Source organism: Sphingomonas phoenicis (genome assembly GCF_047238005.1).
GTDB lineage: Bacteria > Pseudomonadota > Alphaproteobacteria > Sphingomonadales > Sphingomonadaceae > Sphingomonas.
Window position 1 is genome coordinate 843,322 of record NZ_JBDFMC010000002.1, and the last position, 20,583, is coordinate 863,904.

At 68.6% G+C, this 20,583-nt stretch carries 23 protein-coding genes and 1 tRNA gene; 10 read left to right on the forward strand and 14 right to left on the reverse strand.

Annotated features, from left to right (window positions below; translation table 11 throughout):
• Positions 1–5: 5 nt before the first annotated feature.
• Together ABC319_RS05160 and serB are read right to left on the reverse strand one after the other, a co-directional pair.
• Complete coding sequence (locus ABC319_RS05160) at positions 6–722, reverse strand: AAA family ATPase (protein ID WP_413069196.1); 717 nt, start codon at positions 720–722, stop codon at positions 6–8.
• Positions 723–889: 167 nt separating this feature from the next.
• Entirely contained in the window at positions 890–1,777 is an 888-nt protein-coding gene (gene serB / locus ABC319_RS05165; protein WP_413069197.1) for a phosphoserine phosphatase SerB, read from the reverse strand.
• On the opposite strand from serB, the gene miaA reads away from it, so the two are divergent.
• The 5 genes from miaA to ABC319_RS05190 all read left to right on the forward strand — a co-directional run bounded on the left by miaA (position 1,770) and on the right by ABC319_RS05190 (position 7,055).
• Entirely contained in the window at positions 1,770–2,771 is a 1,002-nt protein-coding gene (miaA, locus tag ABC319_RS05170) for a tRNA (adenosine(37)-N6)-dimethylallyltransferase MiaA (RefSeq protein ID WP_413069198.1), read from the forward strand. The genes serB and miaA overlap by 8 nt on opposite strands.
• Positions 2,768–4,531, forward strand: a complete 1,764-nt coding sequence (gene ilvB, locus ABC319_RS05175) for a biosynthetic-type acetolactate synthase large subunit (protein WP_413069199.1) — start codon at positions 2,768–2,770, stop codon at positions 4,529–4,531. Before miaA ends, ilvB begins: the two co-directional genes overlap by 4 nt.
• Positions 4,532–4,643: 112 nt before the next feature.
• A complete protein-coding gene (ilvN, locus tag ABC319_RS05180) occupies positions 4,644–5,159 on the forward strand; it encodes an acetolactate synthase small subunit (RefSeq protein WP_413069200.1) in 516 nt (171 codons plus the stop codon).
• A gap of 108 nt (positions 5,160–5,267) precedes the next feature.
• Complete coding sequence (ilvC, locus tag ABC319_RS05185) at positions 5,268–6,287, forward strand: ketol-acid reductoisomerase (protein WP_413069201.1); 1,020 nt, start codon at positions 5,268–5,270, stop codon at positions 6,285–6,287.
• 159 nt (positions 6,288–6,446) lie between these two features.
• Positions 6,447–7,055, forward strand: a complete 609-nt coding sequence (locus ABC319_RS05190; RefSeq protein WP_413069202.1) for a YceI family protein — start codon at positions 6,447–6,449, stop codon at positions 7,053–7,055.
• A gap of 25 nt (positions 7,056–7,080) precedes the next feature.
• On the opposite strand, the gene ABC319_RS05195 is transcribed toward ABC319_RS05190, so the two are convergent.
• Positions 7,081–7,482, reverse strand: a complete 402-nt coding sequence (locus ABC319_RS05195) for a BLUF domain-containing protein (protein WP_413069203.1) — start codon at positions 7,480–7,482, stop codon at positions 7,081–7,083.
• 280 nt (positions 7,483–7,762) lie between these two features.
• On the opposite strand from ABC319_RS05195, the gene leuA reads away from it, so the two are divergent.
• Positions 7,763–9,424, forward strand: coding sequence for a 2-isopropylmalate synthase (gene leuA, locus ABC319_RS05200; protein ID WP_413069204.1), 1,662 nt, complete (start codon positions 7,763–7,765; stop codon positions 9,422–9,424).
• Positions 9,425–9,469: 45 nt separating this feature from the next.
• On the opposite strand, the gene ABC319_RS05205 is transcribed toward leuA, so the two are convergent.
• Together ABC319_RS05205 and folE are read right to left on the reverse strand one after the other, a co-directional pair.
• Positions 9,470–10,225, reverse strand: a complete 756-nt coding sequence (locus ABC319_RS05205; RefSeq protein WP_413071620.1) for an SDR family oxidoreductase — start codon at positions 10,223–10,225, stop codon at positions 9,470–9,472.
• On the reverse strand, positions 10,222–10,857 hold the full coding sequence (gene folE / locus ABC319_RS05210) for a GTP cyclohydrolase I FolE (protein WP_413069205.1): 636 nt from the start codon (positions 10,855–10,857) through the stop codon (positions 10,222–10,224). The genes ABC319_RS05205 and folE overlap by 4 nt, the downstream gene beginning before the upstream one ends.
• A 67-nt stretch (positions 10,858–10,924) precedes the next feature.
• On the opposite strand from folE, the gene ABC319_RS05215 reads away from it, so the two are divergent.
• Both ABC319_RS05215 and ABC319_RS05220 read left to right on the forward strand, forming a co-directional pair.
• Entirely contained in the window at positions 10,925–11,128 is a 204-nt protein-coding gene (locus tag ABC319_RS05215) for a hypervirulence associated TUDOR domain-containing protein (RefSeq protein ID WP_413069206.1), read from the forward strand.
• 43 nt (positions 11,129–11,171) lie between these two features.
• Entirely contained in the window at positions 11,172–11,441 is a 270-nt protein-coding gene (locus tag ABC319_RS05220; RefSeq protein WP_413069207.1) for an SWIB/MDM2 domain-containing protein, read from the forward strand.
• Between the two features lie 25 nt (positions 11,442–11,466).
• Here the strand turns inward: ABC319_RS05220 and ABC319_RS05225 are convergent.
• From ABC319_RS05225 to ABC319_RS05250, 6 genes are all read right to left on the reverse strand, one after another.
• Positions 11,467–11,543: transfer RNA gene (locus tag ABC319_RS05225), tRNA-Arg, on the reverse strand.
• An 89-nt stretch (positions 11,544–11,632) separates the two neighbouring features.
• Positions 11,633–12,550 (reverse strand): DMT family transporter, encoded by a 918-nt coding sequence (locus ABC319_RS05230; RefSeq protein WP_413069208.1) that lies wholly within the window; start codon positions 12,548–12,550, stop codon positions 11,633–11,635.
• The gene (locus ABC319_RS05235; protein ID WP_413069209.1) at positions 12,547–12,975 is read right to left on the reverse strand and encodes a DUF1178 family protein; all 429 of its coding nucleotides are present in this window, start codon (positions 12,973–12,975) and stop codon (positions 12,547–12,549) included. Before ABC319_RS05235 ends, ABC319_RS05230 begins: the two co-directional genes overlap by 4 nt.
• Entirely contained in the window at positions 12,972–13,796 is an 825-nt protein-coding gene (locus ABC319_RS05240; RefSeq protein WP_413069210.1) for a carbon-nitrogen hydrolase family protein, read from the reverse strand. Before ABC319_RS05240 ends, ABC319_RS05235 begins: the two co-directional genes overlap by 4 nt.
• Complete coding sequence (gene grxC / locus ABC319_RS05245; RefSeq protein ID WP_413069211.1) at positions 13,793–14,050, reverse strand: glutaredoxin 3; 258 nt, start codon at positions 14,048–14,050, stop codon at positions 13,793–13,795. Before grxC ends, ABC319_RS05240 begins: the two co-directional genes overlap by 4 nt.
• Before the next feature lie 31 nt (positions 14,051–14,081).
• Positions 14,082–14,864 (reverse strand): ComF family protein, encoded by a 783-nt coding sequence (locus tag ABC319_RS05250; RefSeq protein WP_413069212.1) that lies wholly within the window; start codon positions 14,862–14,864, stop codon positions 14,082–14,084.
• On the opposite strand from ABC319_RS05250, the gene ABC319_RS05255 reads away from it, so the two are divergent.
• A complete protein-coding gene (locus tag ABC319_RS05255; RefSeq protein WP_413069213.1) occupies positions 14,863–15,705 on the forward strand; it encodes a class I SAM-dependent methyltransferase in 843 nt (280 codons plus the stop codon). The genes ABC319_RS05250 and ABC319_RS05255 overlap by 2 nt on opposite strands.
• 5 nt (positions 15,706–15,710) lie before the next feature.
• On the opposite strand, the gene ABC319_RS05260 is transcribed toward ABC319_RS05255, so the two are convergent.
• The 3 genes from ABC319_RS05260 to ABC319_RS05270 all read right to left on the reverse strand — a co-directional run bounded on the left by ABC319_RS05260 (position 15,711) and on the right by ABC319_RS05270 (position 19,282).
• Entirely contained in the window at positions 15,711–17,039 is a 1,329-nt protein-coding gene (locus ABC319_RS05260; RefSeq protein WP_413069214.1) for a TldD/PmbA family protein, read from the reverse strand.
• 16 nt (positions 17,040–17,055) lie between these two features.
• The gene (locus tag ABC319_RS05265; RefSeq protein ID WP_413069215.1) at positions 17,056–18,690 is read right to left on the reverse strand and encodes a TldD/PmbA family protein; all 1,635 of its coding nucleotides are present in this window, start codon (positions 18,688–18,690) and stop codon (positions 17,056–17,058) included.
• 421 nt (positions 18,691–19,111) lie between these two features.
• Positions 19,112–19,282, reverse strand: a complete 171-nt coding sequence (locus ABC319_RS05270) for a hypothetical protein (protein ID WP_413069216.1) — start codon at positions 19,280–19,282, stop codon at positions 19,112–19,114.
• Between the two features lie 150 nt (positions 19,283–19,432).
• Between ABC319_RS05270 and ABC319_RS05275 the strand changes: the two genes are divergently transcribed.
• Positions 19,433–20,562 (forward strand): IS3 family transposase gene (locus ABC319_RS05275; protein ID WP_413068384.1). Its coding sequence is split into 2 segments (ribosomal slippage): positions 19,433–19,685 and positions 19,685–20,562, totalling 1,131 coding nucleotides; the frame shifts between segments, so codons are not numbered across the junction.
• Positions 20,563–20,583 lie beyond the last annotated feature (21 nt).

Here is a 20,583-nt window from a genome sequence, read left to right on the forward strand (position 1 = left end):
CCACCTCAACCCACCTGGCGCCGGCCGAAGGTCGCAGCGGCGCCAACGCGCGGACCGACACCGGGCGCCGCGAACGGCGTGGCGAAGACGGTGCGGCGGAAGTTCTTTTCCAGCCGATCGGCGATATAGGTCCACAGCGCGGTGATCTCCGCCGCCGATTTCCCCTTGGGATCGCACTCCATGACGGTGCGCCCGTCGATCATCGACGCGGCATAGTCGTTGCGCTGCTGGATGGTGATCGGCGCGACCGTACCGTGCTGCGACAGGGCCACCGCAGCCTCGCCCGTGATGCGCGCCTTGATCATGGCGGCGTTGACGACGAAGATCAGCGGCTTGCCGGCGCGCTCGCACAGGTCGACGGTGGCGCCGACGGCGCGCAGGTCGTGCGGGCTGGGCCGGGTCGGCACCACGACCAGCTCGGCCACCTGGATGACGCTCTGGATCGCCATGGTGATCGCCGGCGGCGTGTCGATGACGGCCAGCTTGAAACCCTGCTGGCGCAGCGTGTCGAGATCGGCGGCGAGGCGGGCGACAGTGGTCTGGGCGAAGGCGGGATATTCGGCCTCGCGCTCGTTCCACCAGTCGGCCAGCGACCCCTGCGGGTCGATGTCGATCAGGACGACCGGACCGGCACCGGCGCGCTGCGCCTGGACGGCGAGATGCCCGGACAGGGTCGTCTTGCCCGATCCGCCCTTTTGCGAGGCCATCGCGAGTACGCGCATAGCTTGGTCACACCTTCCGTAATTTACGGACGGCAGGTGGCACGCGTGACGCTAAGAAGCGGTTAATGGCAGGCCGGTTGCGATCCGCGGCGCGAAGGTGAGGCCAAGGTAAGGCAAGCGAAACCCGGTGGTTCCTCCAACTTTCCCCGCCGACCAGTCGCTTGCGGTCAGCCCGGTGAGGGCGACCAGTCGGCGCGGGCGATACCCTGGGCATAGAGGAGCGCGGTGAGGTCGCCATGCTCGATCCGCGCCGCCGCCGCCGCCGCCACGACCGGCTTGGCACGATAGGCGACGCCCAGCCCGGCGGCGCGTACCATCGGCAGGTCGTTGGCCCCGTCGCCTACCGCAAGCGTCCGGGCGAGCGGGAGCCCCCGCGCCGCGGCGGTGGCGCGCAGCGTCTCCTCCTTGGTCGCGGCGCCGACGATCGGGCGGGCGACCTGCCCGGTCAGCCTGCCGTCGGCGATCGACAGCACGTTGGCGATCGCCCGGTCGAAACCGATCGTCCGTGCGACCGGCTCGGCGAAGCGGGTGAAGCCGCCAGAGACGAGGATCGCCGTCGCCCCGCGCGACCGCATGGTGCCGACCAGCGCGTGCGCACCGGGCATGATGCGCACCCGCTCGGCCAGGCAGCGATCGATCGCGCCCTCGTCCAGCCCCGCGAGCAGCGCGACCCGCGCGTCCAGCGCCCCCTCGAAATCCAGTTCGCCGCGCATCGCCCGTTCGGTCACCTCCGCGACCTGCGCCTTGATCCCGGCATAATCGGCCAGTTCGTCGATGCATTCGACGGTGATCATCGTCGAATCCATGTCGGCGACCAGCAGCGCCTTCTCACGGCCCTCGGTCGGCTGCACTACCACGTCGGTGCGTGCGAACACGCCCTCCAGCGCGCCGCGCGCCGCGGCGGGGTCGACGGCGAAGGCGATATCGGCAGCGACCCCCCGATCGATCCAGCGATGTGCCGACGGCGCGCATCCTGCCCGGGCGAGCCGGTCGGCGGCGGTCGATACGTCTCCCTCTGCCAGCCCGTCTGCTGCTATCAGCGTCGCCGTGAACATCGAACTTCCCCCTGCCTCGCGGGTCGCGCTCATCGCAGGGCCGACCGCCAGCGGCAAGTCCGCCGCCGCGATCGCCTTGGCCGTGCGGCATGGCGGCACCGTCATCAACGCCGACGCCAGCCAGGTCTATGCCGACCTGCGCGTCCTGACCGCACGGCCCTCGCCCGAGGAGGAGGCTCTGGCTCCTCACCTCCTGTTCGGCCATGTCGACGGTGCCGACACCGGCTATTCCGCCGCGCGCTGGGCCACGGAGGCACGCGTCGCCATCGCGGGGACGCTGGCGGCCGGACGCCTGCCGGTCCTGGTCGGTGGTACCGGCCTGTATCTCCGCACGCTGCTGGACGGGATCGCACCCGTTCCCCCGATCGACCCCGCGGTGCGCGCCGCGGTGCGCGCGCTGCCCGTCGCGGCGGCCCATGCCGCGCTGTCGGTGGAGGATCCCTCCGCCGCCGCCCGGCTGAACGCCGCCGACACCACGCGGGTCGCGCGCGCGCTGGAGGTGGTCCGCGCGACCGGCCGGCCGCTGGCCGCGTGGCAGCAGGAACGGGTCGGCGGGATCGGCGATCGCATCCGGCTCTGCGCTGTCCGCCTCCTGCCCCATCGCGAACGGCTACTGGAGCGGATCGACCTGCGGGCAGCGGGCATGATGGAGCCGGCGCTGGACGAGGTTACGGCGCTGCTCGCCCGGGACGACATCCCGCCGGATGCGCCGGTCCGCCGCGCGATCGGCGTCGCGCCGCTGGCGGCGCATCTTGCGGGCATGCTCAGCCGCGACGGGGCGCTCGCCCGGCTTCGTCTCGACACCCGTCGCTATGCCAAGCGCCAGTTTACCTGGTTCCGCAATCAACCGCCGTCCACCTGGATAGCTGCGCAAGAAAGTAACGCAGCAGAGACTTCTCTGGATGTTTTATTATCAGAAAGCGGGTTGACGCCGCCCTCCCTGCCCTCTAGCGCCCCGCTCGACTTTCCCGACAGCAGCGGAGCGACACCATGACCGAGAAGAGCGGAGCCGACATCCTCGTCGAGGCACTGTGCGACCTCGGGGTCGAGGTGGTGTTCGGCTATCCGGGCGGCGCGGTGCTGCCGATCTACGACGCGCTGTTCCGCCATTCGAAGGAGCGGGGCGGCCGCATCCGCCATATCCTGGTCCGCCACGAACAGGCGGCGACGCATGCGGCGGAGGGCTATGCCCGATCGACCGGCAAGCCCGGCGTCGTCCTCGTCACCTCCGGCCCCGGCGCGACCAATGCGGTGACCGGCATCACCGACGCGCTGCTCGATTCGATCCCGATGGTCGTCATCACCGGCCAGGTGCCGACCGGGCTGATCGGCACCGACGCCTTTCAGGAAGCGGACACGGTCGGCATCACCCGTCACTGCACCAAGCACAATTATCTGGTGAAGGATCCGGCACGGCTGGGCGCGGTGGTTCACGAGGCGTTCCACATCGCCACCTCCGGCCGGCCCGGCCCGGTCGTGATCGACATCCCCAAGGACGTCCAGGTCGCGACCGCGAAGTACAGCAAGCCGGGGCCGATCCAGCACAAGACCTATCGTCCGCAGGTGAAGGCGGATCGTGCCGCGATCGAGGCGGTGGTCGACATGCTCGCCGCAGCGGAGCGCCCGGTCCTCTACACCGGCGGCGGCATCATCAATTCGGGCCCGGCGGCCTCGCAGCTGCTGCGCGAGCTGGTGCGGCTGACCGGTGCGCCGGTCACCTCGACGCTGATGGGACTGGGCGCCTATCCGGCGACCGGGCCGCAGTGGCTGGGCATGCTGGGCATGCACGGCACGTACGAGGCGAACATGGCGATGAATCAGGCCGATCTGGTCGTCGCGATCGGCAGCCGCTTCGACGACCGCGTCACCGGCCGGCTCGACGCGTTCAGCCCGAACAGCCGCAAGGTCCATATAGATATCGACCGGTCGAGCGTGAACAAGAACGTCCGCGTCGACCTCGCCGTGATCGCCGATGCCGGTCATGCGATGGAGGACATGGTCCATATCTGGAAGTCACGGCAGCATCCCCGGCCCGACCTGACCGAGTGGAACAGCCGGATCGAGGGCTGGCGCGCGCGCCGCTGCCTCGATTTTCCGGAGGGCAACGGGACCGAGATCATGCCGCAGCGCGCCGTCCGCGCACTGTACGAGGCTACGAAGGCGCGCCAGCCGATCATCACGACCGAGGTGGGGCAGCACCAGATGTGGGCGGCCCAGCATTTCGGGTTCGAGCTGCCCAACAAGTGGCTGACCTCCGGCGGGCTCGGCACGATGGGCTATGGCCTGCCCGCGGCGATCGGCGCGCAGCTGGGCAGCCCCAATGCGCTGGTCATCGACATCGCCGGCGAGGCGTCGATCCAGATGAACATCCAGGAGCTGGCGACGGCCACCCAGTACCGGCTACCGGTTAAGATCTTCATCCTGAACAACGAATATATGGGCATGGTCCGCCAGTGGCAGGAGCTGACCTATTCCTCCCGCTATGCAGAGAGTTACAGCGAATCCCTGCCAGACTTCGTGAAGCTGGCCGAGGCCTATGGCTGGAAGGGTATCCGGATCGAGACGCTCGATCAGCTGGACGGCGGCATCGCCGACATGCTGGCCCATGACGGACCGGTGCTGGTCGACTGCATGGTGTCGAAGCTGACCAACTGCTTCCCGATGATCCCGTCGGGCGCGGCGCACACCGACATGATCCTGCAGGCCAACGAGGTGTCGGGCGAGATGGACGACGAGGCGAAGGCCCTAGTCTGACCTCCCGAACTCCTCCCCTCCCGCTTGCGGGAGGGGGCTGTCCGCCGACGCCGCTCCCTGCAACCCGCCCTCCCCCGACCCCTCCCGCAAGCGGGAGGGGAGAGAGATCGAAATGCACATCAAGACCGAGACTGCCGAACGCCACACGCTGGCGGTGATCGTCGACAACGAGCCGGGTATCCTTGCCCGCATCGCCGGCCTGTTCACCGCGCGAGGCTATAACATCGAGAGCCTGACCGTGTCCGAGATCACCGAGGACAAGGCGGTCAGCCGCATCACCATCGTCACCAGCGCCTCACCGCCGGTGATGGAGCAGATCATGGCGCAGCTCGACCGGCTGGTGCCGGTCCACCGTGTCACCGACCTGACGCTGGCCGGCGATCATGTCGAGCGCGAGCTGGCGCTGGTGAAGGTGGCCGGCGTCGGCGACAAGCGGATCGAGGCGATGCGCCTTGCCGAGGTCTATCGCGGCCGCGTCGTCGATGCGACCACATCAAGCTTCGTGTTCGAGGTGACGGGCGGGCGCGACAAGATCACCAAGTTCGTCGAGCTGATGAGCGAGGTCGGGCTGGTCGAGGTCGCCCGTACCGGCATCGTCGCCATCGGCCGCGGGCGCGAGGCGGCATAGTCCCCGGCCAATTCTTCTTTCGTCATCCCCGCGCACGCGGGGATCCATCACCACTAGCGTCTGCGGGTCTGGATTCCCGCCTGCGCGGGAACGACAAAGGGTAGTGCAATGAAGGTCTATTACGATCGCGACGCCGATCTGAACCTGATCACCGACAAGAAGATCGCCATCGTCGGCTACGGCTCGCAGGGGCATGCCCATGCGCAGAACCTGCGCGATTCGGGCGTGAAGCAGGTCGCGATCGCGCTGCGCGACGGCTCGCCCACCGCGAAGAAGGCGACCGACGCCGGCTTCCAGGTGATGTCGAACGAGGCGGCGGCGGGCTGGGCCGACATCCTGATGATCCTGGCGCCCGACGAGCATCAGGCCGCGATCTGGGAGAACGACCTGAAGGGCAACATGAAGCCCGGCGCCGCCCTCGCCTTCGCGCATGGCCTGAACGTCCATTTCGGCCTGATCGAGCCGCCAAAGGACATCGACGTCATCATGATCGCGCCCAAGGGCCCCGGCCATACCGTGCGCAGCGAGTATAGCCGCGGCGGCGGCGTGCCCTGCCTGATCGCGATCCACCAGGATGCCAGCGGCAACGCGCACGACATTGCCCTCGCCTATGCCAGCGGCGTCGGCGGCGGCCGTTCCGGCATCATCGAGACCAATTTCCGCGAAGAGTGCGAGACCGACCTGTTCGGCGAGCAGGCGGTGCTGTGCGGCGGCATCACCCACCTGATCCAAGCGGGTTTCGAAACGCTGACCGAGGCGGGCTATGCCCCCGAGATGGCGTATTTCGAGTGCCTGCACGAGACGAAGCTGATCGTCGACCTGCTGTACGAGGGCGGTATCGCCAACATGCGCTACTCGATCAGCAACACCGCCGAATATGGCGACATCGTCACCGGTCCGCGGATCATCACCGACGAGACGAAGAAGGAGATGAAGCGCGTACTGGCCGACATCCAGTCGGGCCGCTTCGTCAGGAATTTCGTGCTCGACAACCGCGCCGGCCAGCCCGAGCTGAAGGCGGCGCGCAAGCAGGCGGCGGCGCACCCGATCGAGAAGACGGGATCGGAGCTGCGCGCGATGATGCCGTGGATCGGCAAGAACGCACTGGTCGACCGCGAGCGGAACTGAGCCGAGCCGCAACCTCCCGGACGCGGCCCCGCCGCGTCCGGGAGACGGAACAATGGGGGCCGCCCGCCCCACTCCGCGAAACGCACCGTTGCGGGTTGCGCGTTTGACGTCGCGACGGCGACCGGGCACCACTCCCGCTACACACAGGGAGTCCCGAACATGCGCCTGCTCGTCCTAACCGCACTCGCTCTATCCGCCGCCACGCCGCTCGTCGCGCAGGCGCCCGGCCTGCCCGGCACCGCCGACCGCTCCCAGGTGAAGGCCGGCACCTATCAGGTCGATCCGAACCACACCCAGGTGACGTGGACCGTCAACCATATGGGCTTCTCCATGCTATCGGGTCAGTTCGGGGCGGGCTCGGGGTCGATCACCGTCGATCCGGCGAAGCCCGTCGCGACCAAGGTCGAGGTGACCTTCCCCGTCGACCAGTTGTCCGCGACCAGCGCCCAGTTCGCCAATCACCTGAAGTCGAAGGATTTCTTCGACGTCGCGAGCAACCCGACCGCCAGGTTCGTCTCGACCGGCGTCACGCCGATGGGCGATCACTGGATGCTGAACGGCAACCTGACGATCAAGGGCGTGACCAAGCCGGTCCAGCTGACCGCACGGTTCGTCGGCGCCGGTGCGAACCCGATGAGCAAGAAGACCAATTTCGGCTTCCTCGCCACCGGCTCGATCAAGCGCAGCGATTTCGGCCTGGGCATGGCGGTGCCGGTCGTGTCGGACAAGGTCGACCTGACGATCAACGCCGCCTTCCAGGCGAGCTGATCGTCCGACGGCGCGCCCGCGTGGTTCAGGCCGCGCGGCGCACGCCGGCGAAACTCGCGAACGTCGCCTGGACGCTGGGCGGCGCGTGTACGGTCAACTCGCGCAAACGCTCGACGACGGCGCCGCCATCGTCGCCGGGCTGGCGATAGGCCATCGCCCATTCGCCGAACTCGCGCGTCTCGATCGTGCGGTGGGACAGCACGACCAGCGCGCGGTGACGCGGGTCGTGCTGGATCCGGGCGAACGTCTGCTCGACCGCCTGCGGCTCGCCCTCCAGCACCTGAAGGAACCGCTTGCCGTCGAAGAACAGCAAGCCGGTGACGCCGACCCGGGCGTTGTTGCGCCGCGACGCGTGCAGGATCCCCGCCGCATCGATCGTCGCCGCCGCACCGGGATGCACCGAACTGATGTAGAGCAATTGCTGCATAGTAATCCGCGTTCCTGGCAGCCCCCGCCGCAAGGTGATGCTAGGTCGCTGAAGCTTAACGTCCGGTTTTTTTCGCGTTCACCGAATTCGGCGTGAAGTATGGACTTGGCGCCGGGCGTGGGGCATCACGCCGTCGATGACGATCGCGCTGCCCGGTCTGCGACTTATCCGCCCTTAGGGTGGCAGTGCACGCATGCGCGCTTCCCTAAGGGCCGATCCGCACCCATAGGCGCCATCAGGCCGCGCGCACGACCAGCGCCGGCAAAGACCGGGAACGACCATGCTCCGCGATCCTTCGACCAAGTACCGCCCCTTTCCGCCCATCGCCTTGCCCGACCGGCAATGGCCGAACGCCGTCATCACCCGTGCTCCCCGGTGGCTGTCGACCGACCTGCGCGACGGCAATCAGGCGCTGATCGACCCGATGGACGCCGAGAAGAAGACGCGGTTGTTCGACCTGCTCGTCAAGGTCGGGCTGAAGGAGATCGAGGTCGGCTTCCCCTCCGCCGGCGCGACCGAATTCGATTTCATCAGCGGTCTGGTGAAACAGGATCGCGTTCCCGACGACGTGGTGATCCAGGTGCTGACACAGTCGCGCCGCGACCTGATCGAGACCAGCTTCGCCAGCCTGGACGGGGTGAAGGCGGCGATCGTCCACCTCTACAACGCGGTCAGCCCGGCCTGGCGCAAGATCGTGTTCGGCATGACCCGCGACGAGGTGAAGGCGATCGCCATCGCCGGCGCCAAGGTGCTGCGCGACGAGGCGGCGAAGCGACCGGGTACCGCCTGGCAGTTCGAGTACAGCCCGGAGACCTTCTCGACCGCGGAGCTCGATTTCTCGGTCGAGGTCTGCGAGGCGGTGATGGACGTGCTGCAACCCACGCCGGACCGGCCGATCATCTTCAACCTGCCCGCCACCGTCGAGTGCGCGACCCCCAACGTCTATGCCGACCAGATCGAGTGGTTCGGGCGGAACATTCGCAACCGCGACAGCGTCGTCATCTCGCTCCACACCCATAACGATCGCGGCACCGGCGTGGCGGCGGCGGAGCTGGGGATGATGGCGGGCGCCGACCGGGTCGAGGGGTGCCTGCTGGGCAATGGCGAGCGGACCGGCAATTGCGACCTCGTGACGGTCGCGCTCAACATGTACACGCAAGGGGTCGATCCCGGGCTCGACCTGTCGGACATCGACCAGGTGGTGAACACCGTCACCTATTGCACCAACCTGCCGGTCCATCCGCGCACGCCCTATGCCGGCGACCTCGTCTTCACCGCGTTTTCCGGATCGCACCAGGACGCGATCAAGAAGGGCTTCGCCGCCCAGCAGGCGCGCAACGACGGCCTGTGGGAAGTACCCTATCTGCCGATCGACCCCGCCGATCTCGGCCGCAGCTACGAGGCGGTGATCCGCGTCAATTCGCAGTCGGGAAAGGGCGGCGTCGCCTGGGTGATCGAGCAGGACAAGGGACTGAAGCTGCCCAAGCGCCTGCAAGCCGATTTCAGCCGCCACGTTCAGGCTCTGGCCGACGAAACCAGCCGTGAACTCGGCGCCGCCGACATCTGGCAGCGGTTCGAGCATACCTACCTGCCGCGCCCCGAAGACCGCTTCGCGCTGCGCGATTACGAGGAGAGCGGGACGGCAGGCCAGCGGCTGTTCGTCGGCCGGGTGTCGGTGGACGGCGAGGAACGGTCGATCTCGGGACGCGGCAACGGCCTGATCTCCGGCGTGATCGCCGCACTGGGAGAAAGCACCGGCCCGCTCCTCGACGTCGTCGACTATAACGAGCACGCGATCGGCCACGGCGCCGACGCGCAGGCGGCCGCCTATGTCGAGTGCCGGACGGAGGACGGGCGGACCGTCTTCGGAGTCGGCATCGACGCCGACATCGCCACCGCCAGCGTCCGCGCCGTCCTGTCCGCCGCCAACCGGGCAGGCTGAATTCCCGATGTCGCTACCCCGGCCGCGTGCCGGGGTGGCGACAGGTCAGAGATGCACGAAGTCGCGCTCGAACGGTACCAGATGCGCGCCGCCGTCGACGAAGATCGTTTGCCGGTCCAGGCCCGGCGTCCGCGCGCAGAACAGCACCGCCTCGGCGATGTCCGCCGGGGTCGGCAAACGGCGAAGCGGCATGTGGCTGGTCAGGGCCGCCATCTGCGCCTCGCCATAATCGCCGGTCGGCAGGGTCAGCCCCGGCGCCACGCCGTTCACCCGCACGCCCGGCGCACCGATGCGGGTCAGCCCCGCCAGCCCCAGCTTGGCGAGCGTATAGGCGAGCTGGTCGCGATGCGGGTGGGCGATCCGCTGGTCGAGGATGTTCACCACCGACCGATTCACCGCGTCGCCAGCCCGGCGCGCCGCCGCGAAGGCGCGGGTCAGCAGCACCGGAGCCGTGCAGTTGACCGAATAGGCGAGGGCCAGGTCCTCCTCCTCGACGTCGTCCAGCCGGTCCTGCCCGAATACCGACGCGGCGTTGACGAGCAGGTCGGGAGCGCGGCCGAATGCGGCGGCGACTTGCCCGAAGAGATCGGGCGCCACCGCCGGGCGGGCGAAATCGCCGACGAAGCCGCGCCATGTCCGCCCCGCCGCCGCGACGACGTCGATCAGGGCCGCTTCGGGTTCGGCATCGTGGCTGCCGTGTAGCGCGAGGTCGTAGCCGGCCTGCGCCAGCCGCGCGGCGATCGCCGCGCCCAGACGGCGGCACCCGCCCGTCACCAGCGCAAGGGGAGCCTGCACGATCAGGAGCGGCCTTTCATGCCCATCAGGTCGAGCACTTCCTTGCGACTGCGCTCGTCCTCGCGGAACACGCCCATCATCCGGCTCGTCACCATCGACACGCCGGGCGTGCGCACGCCGCGCGCGGTCATGCAGGCATGCGTCGCCTCGATCACCACGGCGACGCCCTGCGGCCTCAGGTGCTCCCAGATGCAGTCGGCGACCTCCGCGGTCAGCCGCTCCTGCACCTGCAATCGCCGGGCGAAGCCATGGAGCACGCGGGCAAGCTTCGAGATGCCGACGACATGGTCGCGCGGCAGGTACGCGATGTGCGCGCGACCGATGATCGGCGCCATGTGATGCTCGCAGTGCGACTGGAACGGGATATCCTTCAGGAGGACGATCTCGTCATAGCCGCCAACCTCCTCGAACACGCGCGCCAGATGGACCGACGGATCGTCGGCATAGCCGGCGCAATATTCCCGCCACGCGCGCGCCACCCGCCGCGGGGTATCGACCAGCCCCTCGCGCCCGGGATCGTCCCCGGTCCAGCGGATCAGCGTGCGGATCGCTTCCTCGACATGGGCGGGCACCGCCGGCTTGCCGTCCGTCCCGACCAGATCGCCATCGTCGGGGCCGTTATCCTGGGTATCCGTCACTCGATCCTCCTCCGCAACCAACCTGCGGCTGCCGCGCTTGATCCGCTTCGATCAAGGAGAGACTGCGATGGCCGATCTGAAGAAGGGCGACAAGGTGACCTGGAACTCGCACGGCGGGAAGGCACATGGCGAGGTCGAGAAGAAGCAGACCAGCGACACCGAGATCAAGGGCCACAAGGTCCGCGCGTCGAAGGACGATCCCCAGTATATCGTAGAGAGTGACAACGGCGGAAAGGCGGCGCACAAGGCGTCCGCGCTCAAAAAGGCGTGAGTTCGCGAGGGCGGACTGCCAAGATTTGATTGGAAGGAATGACATGGCCACTGCCAAGACCAAGGAAGGCACGGGGATCCACGCCCCGGTGAAGCCGTCCCCCGACCTGGGCGCGATCGTCGGCAACGACGCGCTGCCGCGCAGCGAAGTCATCAGCAAGGTCTGGGACTATATCAAGAAGAACAACCTCCAGAATCCCGAGAACAAGCGGGAAATTCTGGCGGATGCCAGCCTTGCCAAAGTCTTCGGCAAGGACAAGGCGACCATGTTCGAGATGAACAAGTATATTTCGGCGCACCTGACCAAGGCGTGACGAATAGCCGATCGGGGGTGCCGAGTGGTGCCCCCGAGAGGACTCGAACCTCCGACCTGCGGTTTAGGAAACCGTTGCTCTGTCCGGCTGAGCTACGGGGGCACTGGCGCTAGACCGGATAGTCCGGGCAGCCCGGATGGTCAACGACAAGGCGGGCGCAGCGCGACCGTTTGTTGCGGCACCGATTCGGTTCAGTCGGACGAAAGCCCGCGAGACGCGTCCGCCGCGTGCGTGCTGCCGGAGCCGGGGCGCTCGCCGCGGACCACGACGATGCTGCCGGCGACGATCAGGATGCCGCCCAGGATCAGCGGCAGGCCGGCGGGATCGCCGAACAGCCCGATACCCAGCGCGGCCCCGATCAGCGGCTCGATATTGATGAAGACGCCGGCGCTCGCGCTGTCGACGCGCGCCGCGCCATATTGCCATGCCGCCGTGGCGACGAAGGTCGACAGCAATCCCTGCCCCAGGATCCCGCCCCAGGCGGCCGCGCTCAGCCGCACCGGCGGCACGCCGTGGAGCGCCAGTGCGATCGGCAGGATCGTCAGCATCGCGACGACCAGCGTGACCGCCGGCACCGCCAGCGCCGAACGGGTAACGGGTGCGCGCTTCAACACCAGCAGCCAGCCCAGGAAGATGACGAGCGACGCGAGCGACAGGGCGATGCCCCACGGCGTTCCGCCACCGCCGGGCTTGCCCGCGATCAGCGCCGCGCCGACCGTGGCGCCGATCACGCCGATCCACGACGTGCCGCTGACCCGCTCGCCCAGCAGCCGGGCGGCGACCGCGACCAGTGCCGGCATCGCGCCGACCAGCAGCGCCGCCAGCGTGACCGTGACGCCGGCCAGCCCCTCGAACTGGACCATGAAGGCCAGCCCGTACAGCACGCCCGACAGCAGCACCGGCGGCGAGCGGAACAGTGCCCGCGCCTCCGCGCCCAGCACGAACGGCAGCGCGGCAGCGCTGGCGACGGCGAAGCGCCAGAGGACGAGGTGCGCCGGCTCCACCTCGCGCAGCGCCAGCTTGCCGAGCGGAAAGCCCAGTCCCCAGAACAGCCCGGCGAGGGTCAGTGCCGCGAACGCGAAACCACGCCCGCTGCCGGTGCGGGTCAATTGACCTGATCCGGCGGCGCTACCGGCAGGAGCAGCGGGGCGACCGGCACGCCGTCGTCGACCAGCGCCCGTGCCTCCGCACGGCTGGCCTGGCCGTGGATGGTGGCGTGCGGCTCGTCGCCGACGTGCATCGCCCGCGCGCGCTTGGCGAAATCGCCGCCGACCCACTGCGATCCATCGAGCAGTTTGGCCTGGTGCGCCGCAATCATCGCCGCTGCCTGCTTGATCGCGGCGGGCGTCGCCGCTGCGGCGCGGTTGCCCTTGGCGGCGACGGCGGGCGCCATCACCGCCTTCTCGATCGTGCGATCCTCGCAGAGTGGGCAGGATACCTGGCCGGCCGCGCGTTGATCCTCCCACGCGGCGCTGGAGGCGAACCACGCCTCGAAAACATGGCCGTGCCCGCAACGCAGGTCGAAGACGATCATGCGATCCGCTCGACCAGCGGGATCGGGCGGCGATGGTCAAGCGCGGGAATACGCCCGCGAACGTCGGCGACGCGATCGGGATCGAGGTCGACGAACGCCAGCCCCGCCTCCTCGCCCATGTCGAGCAGCACGTTGCCCCAGGGATCGACCGCCAGCGAATGGCCAAAGGTCGCGCGCCCGTCCTGATGCAGGCCGGTCTGCGCCGCGGCGATCACGAAGGCACCCGCCTCGATCGCGCGGGCACGCAGCAGCGTATGCCAATGGGCGGCGCCGGTCGGGCGCGTGAAGGCGGCGGGCACCGCCAGCAGCGTCGCGCCGGCATCGCTCAGCGCCCGGTACAGGTCGGGAAAGCGCAGGTCGTAACAGATCGTCGGGCCGAGCATGCCCAGCGGCGTATCGACCACCACCGCGGCCTCGCCCGGCGCATAGCTGGCCGATTCGCGCCATTGTTCGCCGGTCGGCAGGTCGACATCGAACAGGTGAAGCTTGTCGTACCGGGCACGGATACGGCCGCCCGCATCGATCACGAAACCGCGGTTGGCGAAGCGGCCGTCCGCCCTGCGGATCGCCAGCGAGCCGAGATGGACCCAGATCCGGTGCCGTGCCGCCGCAGCCCGGACGGCGGCGAGAACGCGGTCGTCCTCCTCCGCGACGATGGCGGCGGCGGCGCGCGCCCGGTCGCGATCGATCAGGCCCGACATCTCCGGCGTGAACAGCATAGCCGCTCCCGCATCGGCCGCCTTCCCGACGGCGGCGACCAGCGCTGCCGCGTTGACGGCCGGATCGATCCCGGCCGTCATCTGCAGGATGGCGGCTTTCACGCCGCCAGCAGCGGGTCGAGCCCCCCTGCCCGGTCGAGTGCCGCGAGATCGTCGGAACCGCCGATGTGCCGCCCGTCGATGAACACCTGCGGCACGGTGGTGCGGCCAGCGGCGCGCTGGATCATCTCCTGCCGGCGCGGCCCGCCCATGGTGATGTCGACCTCCTCGACCTCCACCCGCTTGCTCGCCAGCAGCTTCATCGCGCGCGAGCAATATGGACAGAATGCTTTCGTGTAGATTTCAACCTTGGCCATGACAGGGAGGTGTGGTGCCGGCCCGCGCTTGTCAATCGGCGTCGCCGTCGGGCAGCACCCGGGCCCAGCACAGGATCGTCACCGATCGGGCACCTGCCGCGCGCAGCGCGCGGGTACAGGCGGCGGCGGTGGCGCCGGTGGTATAGACGTCGTCGATCAGCACGACCGATCGTCCCCGCACCTGCTCGCGCCGACGCGCGGGCACCAGGAACGCACCAGCCACCGTCCGGGCGCGGGCACGCCGGCCCAGGCCGCGCAGCAGCGGGGTCGCGCGCCGCCGTTCCAGCGCGCTCACCTCCTGCGGCAGGCCGGTCAGCCGGGAAAGTGCGGCACCCACCAGGACGGACTGGTTGAACCCGCGCCGCCACAGCCGGCCGCGATGCAGCGGCACCGGCACCAGCAGCTCGGCCGTATCGGGCATCAGCCGCGCCATCGCCCGCGCCATGGTGCCGGCCAGCGCGATCTGCCCGCCATGCTTCAGCCGTACCGCCAGCCGGCCCGCTACCGGGCCATAGGCGACCGCCGCCCGCACGCCCGCGTGTCGCGGTGCCGAGCGGGCACAGACGGCACACACCGCCTCCGCCCCGCGATCATGCTCGAACGGCAGATGGCACGCCGCGCACCAGGGCGGCCCCAGGAAGCGCAGCCCGCCCCAGCAGGCCGCACAGAACAGATGGTCCGCCCCGACCGGCAGGCCGCAGCCCGGACAGCGCGGCGGCAGCGCATAGTCCGCCGCCCATCGCAACGGCTCCAGAAGGGTGCGGAACATCGCTCGCTTGTCGCCGCCGGCCGCGCGCGGCACAAGCGCCGGCATGAGCGTCCCCCAGATATTCGACCGCACCGTCCGCCGCCGTCGCCGCGACCGGGCCGCGCCGCTCTATCCCGATCACGATTTCCTGCGGACGGCGATGCTGGACGGGATCGCAGAGCGGCTGGATGCCGTGACCCGCGACTTCACCGACATCCTCGATCTGGGCAGCTTCGACGGGGCGTTCGCGCCGCCGCCGGGCGCGCGGGTGGCGCGGGTCGATGCCGGGTACCGGTTCGCGCGATCGAGCGGTGGCGTGCAGGGGGACGAGGACCGCCTGCCCTTTGCCGATGCCTCGTTCGATTGCGTGGTCAGCGTCGGCGTGCTCGACCAGATCGGCGATCTGCCCGGCGCACTGGCGCTGGCGCGGCGCGTGTTGCGGCCCGACGGGCTGTTCCTGGCGGCGTTCGTTGGTGCCGGATCGTTCCCGGTGCTGCGCCGCGTGCTGGGTATGGCCGAGCAGGACCGGCCGGTCGCGCGGCTGCATCCGCAGGTCGATGTGCGCTCCGCCGGCGACCTGCTGGTCCGCGCCGGCTTCGCGTTGCCGGTCGCCGACATCGAGACGCTCGACATCGGCTATCCGGACCTGTTCCGCCTGATCGGCGACCTGCGCGGCATGGCGGGCACCAGCATCCTCGCCGATCGCCACCCGCTGTCGCGCGAGGCCGTCGCCCGCGCCGTGCAGGCCTTCGCCGCCGCAGCCGGACCGGACGGCCGGACGCGCGAGCGGATCGAGATCGTCTACTGCACGGGCTGGTCCCCCGATCCCAGCCAGCCGCTGCCGGCGAAACGCGGCAGCGGCAAGGCGTCGCTGGCGCAGGCGCTAAGGCCGGGCGGACCGGCCTGACGCCGTCACACCGCGTCGGACAACGAGGTAAAGGTGAAGTCGCGCAGCTTCATCGGCGGGATCATCATCGGCATCTGACCACCGTCGACGCGCACCGGCCGGCCCAGTTCGTCGATGTTGCTCAGCATGATGACCGGCGATTCGTTGAACCTGAAGTTCTTGATCGGATACCTGATCTGCCCGTTCTCGATGAAGAAGGTGCCGTCGCGGGTCAGGCCGGTCAGCAGCACGGTCTGCGGGTCGACCATGCGGATGTACCAGGTCCGCGTCACCAGCACGCCCCGCTCGGTCCCGCGCACCAGATCGGCGGTCGTCTTCGTACCGCCCGACATCACCAGATTGCCCGGCGCGCCGACCGCGGTCTTGCCCTGCTTCTGCGCCCAGAACCGCGAATAGTTCAGGTTGGCGACCTTCCCGCCCTCGACCAGCGGCTGGCGGACGCGCGCCAGCCCCTCTTCGTCCCAGGGCAGCACCGCCAGTTCGGGATGCCACGGGTCGGCGACCATCGTCACCCGCGGGTCGTATACCTGCTCGCCGACCTTGTTGCCGCCGCCCTTCCTCGACAGGAAGCTGCGCCCCTCGTCCGCCTGCCGCGCATCGAAGAAGCGCGCCATGAAGCTGATGAGGCCGGCCGCCGCCGCGGGTTCCAGGATGACGGTGTACTTGCCCGGCTCCAGCGCCCGTGCCTCGACGCTCGCCGATGCCTTGCGGATCGCGGTGGCGATGTCGGTGCCCGCGTCGAACCGGCCGACATCCTGCAGGTTCCGCCCGACCCAGCCCGATCCGCGTCCGTCCTCGGTCCGGACGGTGCAGGTATAATCCAGGTCGGTCGTGCGCTGGTATCCGCCATTGCCGCGGCTGTTGGCGAAGGCGCTGAAGCCCTGTCCGTCCTCCAGGAACCCCGCCGCCACCAGCTTCTGCGCGCGGCATGGCTGGATCGAGGCGGCGGCGATCGCCGCACGCTGGTCGGGCGTGATCGCCGCGGTCGCCGGGCTGAACGTGTCGCTCGGCCGGTACTGCTGCGGGCCGATCGCGGGCATGAACTCGGGGTTCTCGGGTGCCAGCTTCGCCAGCGCTTCCGCGCGGCGGACCACCCGTTCCAGCGCCGCATCGGAGAACTCGTTGATCGATGCGGTCCCCACGCGCCGTCCGTACGCGACCCGCACGGCCAGATCGGTATCGCTGACCACGCCGCTGGTCGACACGTTGTTCAGCGCGAAACGGATATTGCCGCGCGTGCTGCCGGTCAGCTGCGCCGTGCATTCGTCGGCGGTGGAAAGCGCCACCGCCCTGGTCAGGATCGCCTTCGCCTCCGTCTCGGTCATCATCGCCATCGCCCCTCTCCCTTCCTCAACCGAGCGAGCGCGCGGTGTTGATGACGTTGATCCCGTCGAAACGGGTCGTCGCCGATCCGTGGCTGACCGCCGACACCTGGCTCGGCTGTCCCTTGCCGTCGAAGAACGATCCGAACAGGCGGTAATCCCGCTCGTCGCACACCGCGGTGCAGGCATTCCAGAATTCGGGCGTGCGCATCTGATAGGCGACATCGGCCAGCGGCCGCGTGATCTTGCCGTTCTTGATCTCGTAGAACAGCTGCCCGCCGAACTGCGCGTTGTAGCGCTGCTGGTCGATCGAGAAGCTGCCCCGGCCCATGATGTAGATGCCGTTGTCCACCCCGCCGATCATGTCGGCCAGGCTCAGCCGCGCCTTGCCGGGTTGCAGCGAGACGTTGGGCATCCGCTGGAACTGCACCGTCGACCAGCTGTCGGCATAGGAACAGCCATCGGATTCGGTCTTGCCCAGGATATGCGCCTGATCGCGCGTCGCCTGGTAATCGACCAGCTTGCCGTCCTTGATCAGGTCCCAGCGCTTGGTCCTGATCCCCTCGTCGTCATACCCCACCGCACCCAGGCTGCCGGGCTGCGTCTTGTCCGCGACCACGGTCACCTTGTCGCTGCCGTACTGGAAATGCGCCGCCCGCTTGTCGAGCGTGGCGAAGCTCGTTCCGGCGTAGTTCGCCTCGTACCCCAGCACCCGGTCCAGCTCCAGCGGATGACCCACCGACTCGTGGATGGTCAGCCCCAGGTGATTGGGATCCAGCACCAGATCGTACCGCCCGGGCGTCACCGACGCCGCCGTCAGCTTCTCGCGCGCCTGCTTCGCCGCGGCGACGGCATCCTCCTTCATGTCATAGGAGTTGCCATAGGCCACGATGCCGTTGGGCGAGGTCGTCTTGTCCGCCGCCTTGCCCGCCAGATACTCGTACCCCAGCCCCATCGGTGCCGACAGTCCGTCGCGCGTGCGGAACTTGCCCGATGCCTTGTCGATGGCGGTGACGGTGAACGGCGCCCAGATCCGGTGAACATCCTGGTCGATGTACGAACCGTCGGAACTGGCGAAATATTTCTGCTCGTTGACCAGGAACAGCTGCGAATTGACGAAGCTGGCGCCGGCCGCCATCGCCGCGGCGTTCACGCCCAGCAGCAGGTCGACCTTTTCCTGCAGCGGCACCTCCATCGCGTTGCGTACGATCGGCGTCCGCCAGCCGACCTCGCCCACGCCCTTGGCCGGCGCCAGCCGCACCGGCGACGTCTGGCTGCGGCCGTTCGCCCTGGCGATCGCGACCGCCAGCCGCGCGGTGTCCGCCACCGCCTCCGCCGTCATCGTGTTGGTAGCGGCGAAGCCCCATGCCCCGTCCGCCAGCACGCGCACGCCGATCCCGCTCGATTCGGTATTGACGACGTTCTGCACGGTCGCCTCGCGCGTCATCACGAACTGGCGCAGGTATCGTCCAACGCGCACGTCGCAGTAATTCGCCCCGCCCTGCTTCGCCGCCGCCAGCGCCGCGTCGGCCAGCCGCCGCTTCACCGCCGCCTCGATCGGCTCCCCCAGCTGATCGGCCGCGATCGCCCGTCCCGCGAAACCGGGCATCAGCACGCCGCCCGCACCGATCCCGCAGGCTGCAAGAAACTGACGTCTATCCAAGGGCTTTCTCCATCCGGCCGACACGCGTGGTCGCCCGCCACCATCGCCAGTTCACCGGCCGCGGTCAAACGCGCAGGGGGATCGCCGACAGGGGCAATGGCCCCCGGTGATCGGCTACGCTCGAGCCTGACGATCGAGGAAAGGGTGAACAGCCGGCATGGCCGCAAACCCCGGATCACCAACGCGGCTCAGGCGACCTGCCTGGCACGGCAAAGATCTTCGTCGCCATCGTACGCGAACGGATAGCCGGTCGGCCCGGCTCCGGCATTCCGTCGCAGCGAAACGGTCCCGACGCTTGATCACGTGGTCTTCGCCGCCGATCGCGTCGGGACAGGACCGACGTCGAACTCGCCGTCGCGCAGCAGATGTTCCCGCTTCGACCATTGATCATCACCCCTCGCGCGTATCGGGAAGACCGCTACTACAGATCGTATCCAGCGCTCCCTTCGTCGTCGGGCCAGGGCAGGTAGACGATCGGCTTTTCTCCGAAATGACGCAGCAGCGCTCGCTGGCGCCGTTCGATCACGTCCTCCTCGGGATCGATGTCATCGGGGTAGAAATAGCCGACTTCGAACTTGCCATCGCGCAGCACGTATTCCAGCTCTGACCACCGACCCTGTTCTTCTTGCGCCTCCCATAATTCGAGAAGAGCATAGGGCAGGCGCTTGTTGACCGGCCATTGACGTGCTCCCCTGAAACTCTGCCAGTTTGAGCTAGAGTCCGCCTTCGTGAGGAGACGGACGTGAAGAAGACCAGGTTCAGCGAGGAGCAGATCATCGCGGTGCTGCGCGAGCAGGAAGGTGGGATGAAGACCGCCGATGTGTGTCGCAAGCACGGGATCAGCAGCGCGACGCTGTACGCGTGGAAGGCCAAGTATGGCGGCATGGACGTGTCGCAGGCGCGCAAGCTGAAGGTGCTCGAGGAGGAGAACGGCCGGCTCAAACGGCTGCTGGCCGACGCCATGCTCGACAATGCCGTGCTGAAGGAAGTCGCGGCAAAAAACTGGTAAAGCCCGCCGCTCAACGGAAGGCTGTCGAGCATGCTCGGCAGTTGTTCGGCATCAGCGAGCGTCGGGCGTGTACCATCTTCAGCGTGGACAGGACGTCGGTGCGCTACGCGCCCCGGCGTAGTGATGATGGCGACCTTCGGTCGCGGCTGCGCGAGATCGCGGCGGAACGTCGGCGCTTCGGCTACCGGCGGCTGGGGATCATGCTGGCTCGCGAGGGTCTGGTCATGAACCACAAGAAGCTGCTGCGGCTTTACCGCGAGGAGAACCTGCGGGTCAGGCGTCGGCGTGGCCGCAAGCGAGCGATAGGCACCCGAGCACCCATGACGCTGCCACAGGGACCGAACCAGCGCTGGAGCCTCGACTTCGTCAGCGACACGCTGATCAGCGGCCGGCGCATCCGTATCCTGGCGGTGGTCGACGACTTCACGCGCGAGTGCCTCGCGCTGGTGGCGGACACCTCGCTGTCAGGCGCGCGTGTCGCTCGTGAGCTCGACGCCATCATCGCGCTCAGGGGCGTACCGCCGCTGATGATTGTCAGCGATAACGGCACCGAGCTGACCAGCCTGGCGATCCTGAGATGGACGCAGGAACGGCCTCTCGAGTGGCACTACATCGCGCCGGGCAAGCCGCAGCAGAACGGCTACGTCGAGAGCTTCAACGGTCGTCTGCGCGACGAATGCCTCAACGAGACGCTGTTCGTATCGCTCGGCCATGCCCGCTCGGTGCTGCGGCTCTGGCGCGACGACTACAACCATGTGCGGCCGCATAGTGGTGTTGGCGGGCTGACGCCCGCCGATGCTGCCAGGCGGGTTGTGCAACACCGCCCCGAGGGGCACCATACCAACCCCGGACTCCAGTTATGACTGGTAGGGCTTTGGGGAGCA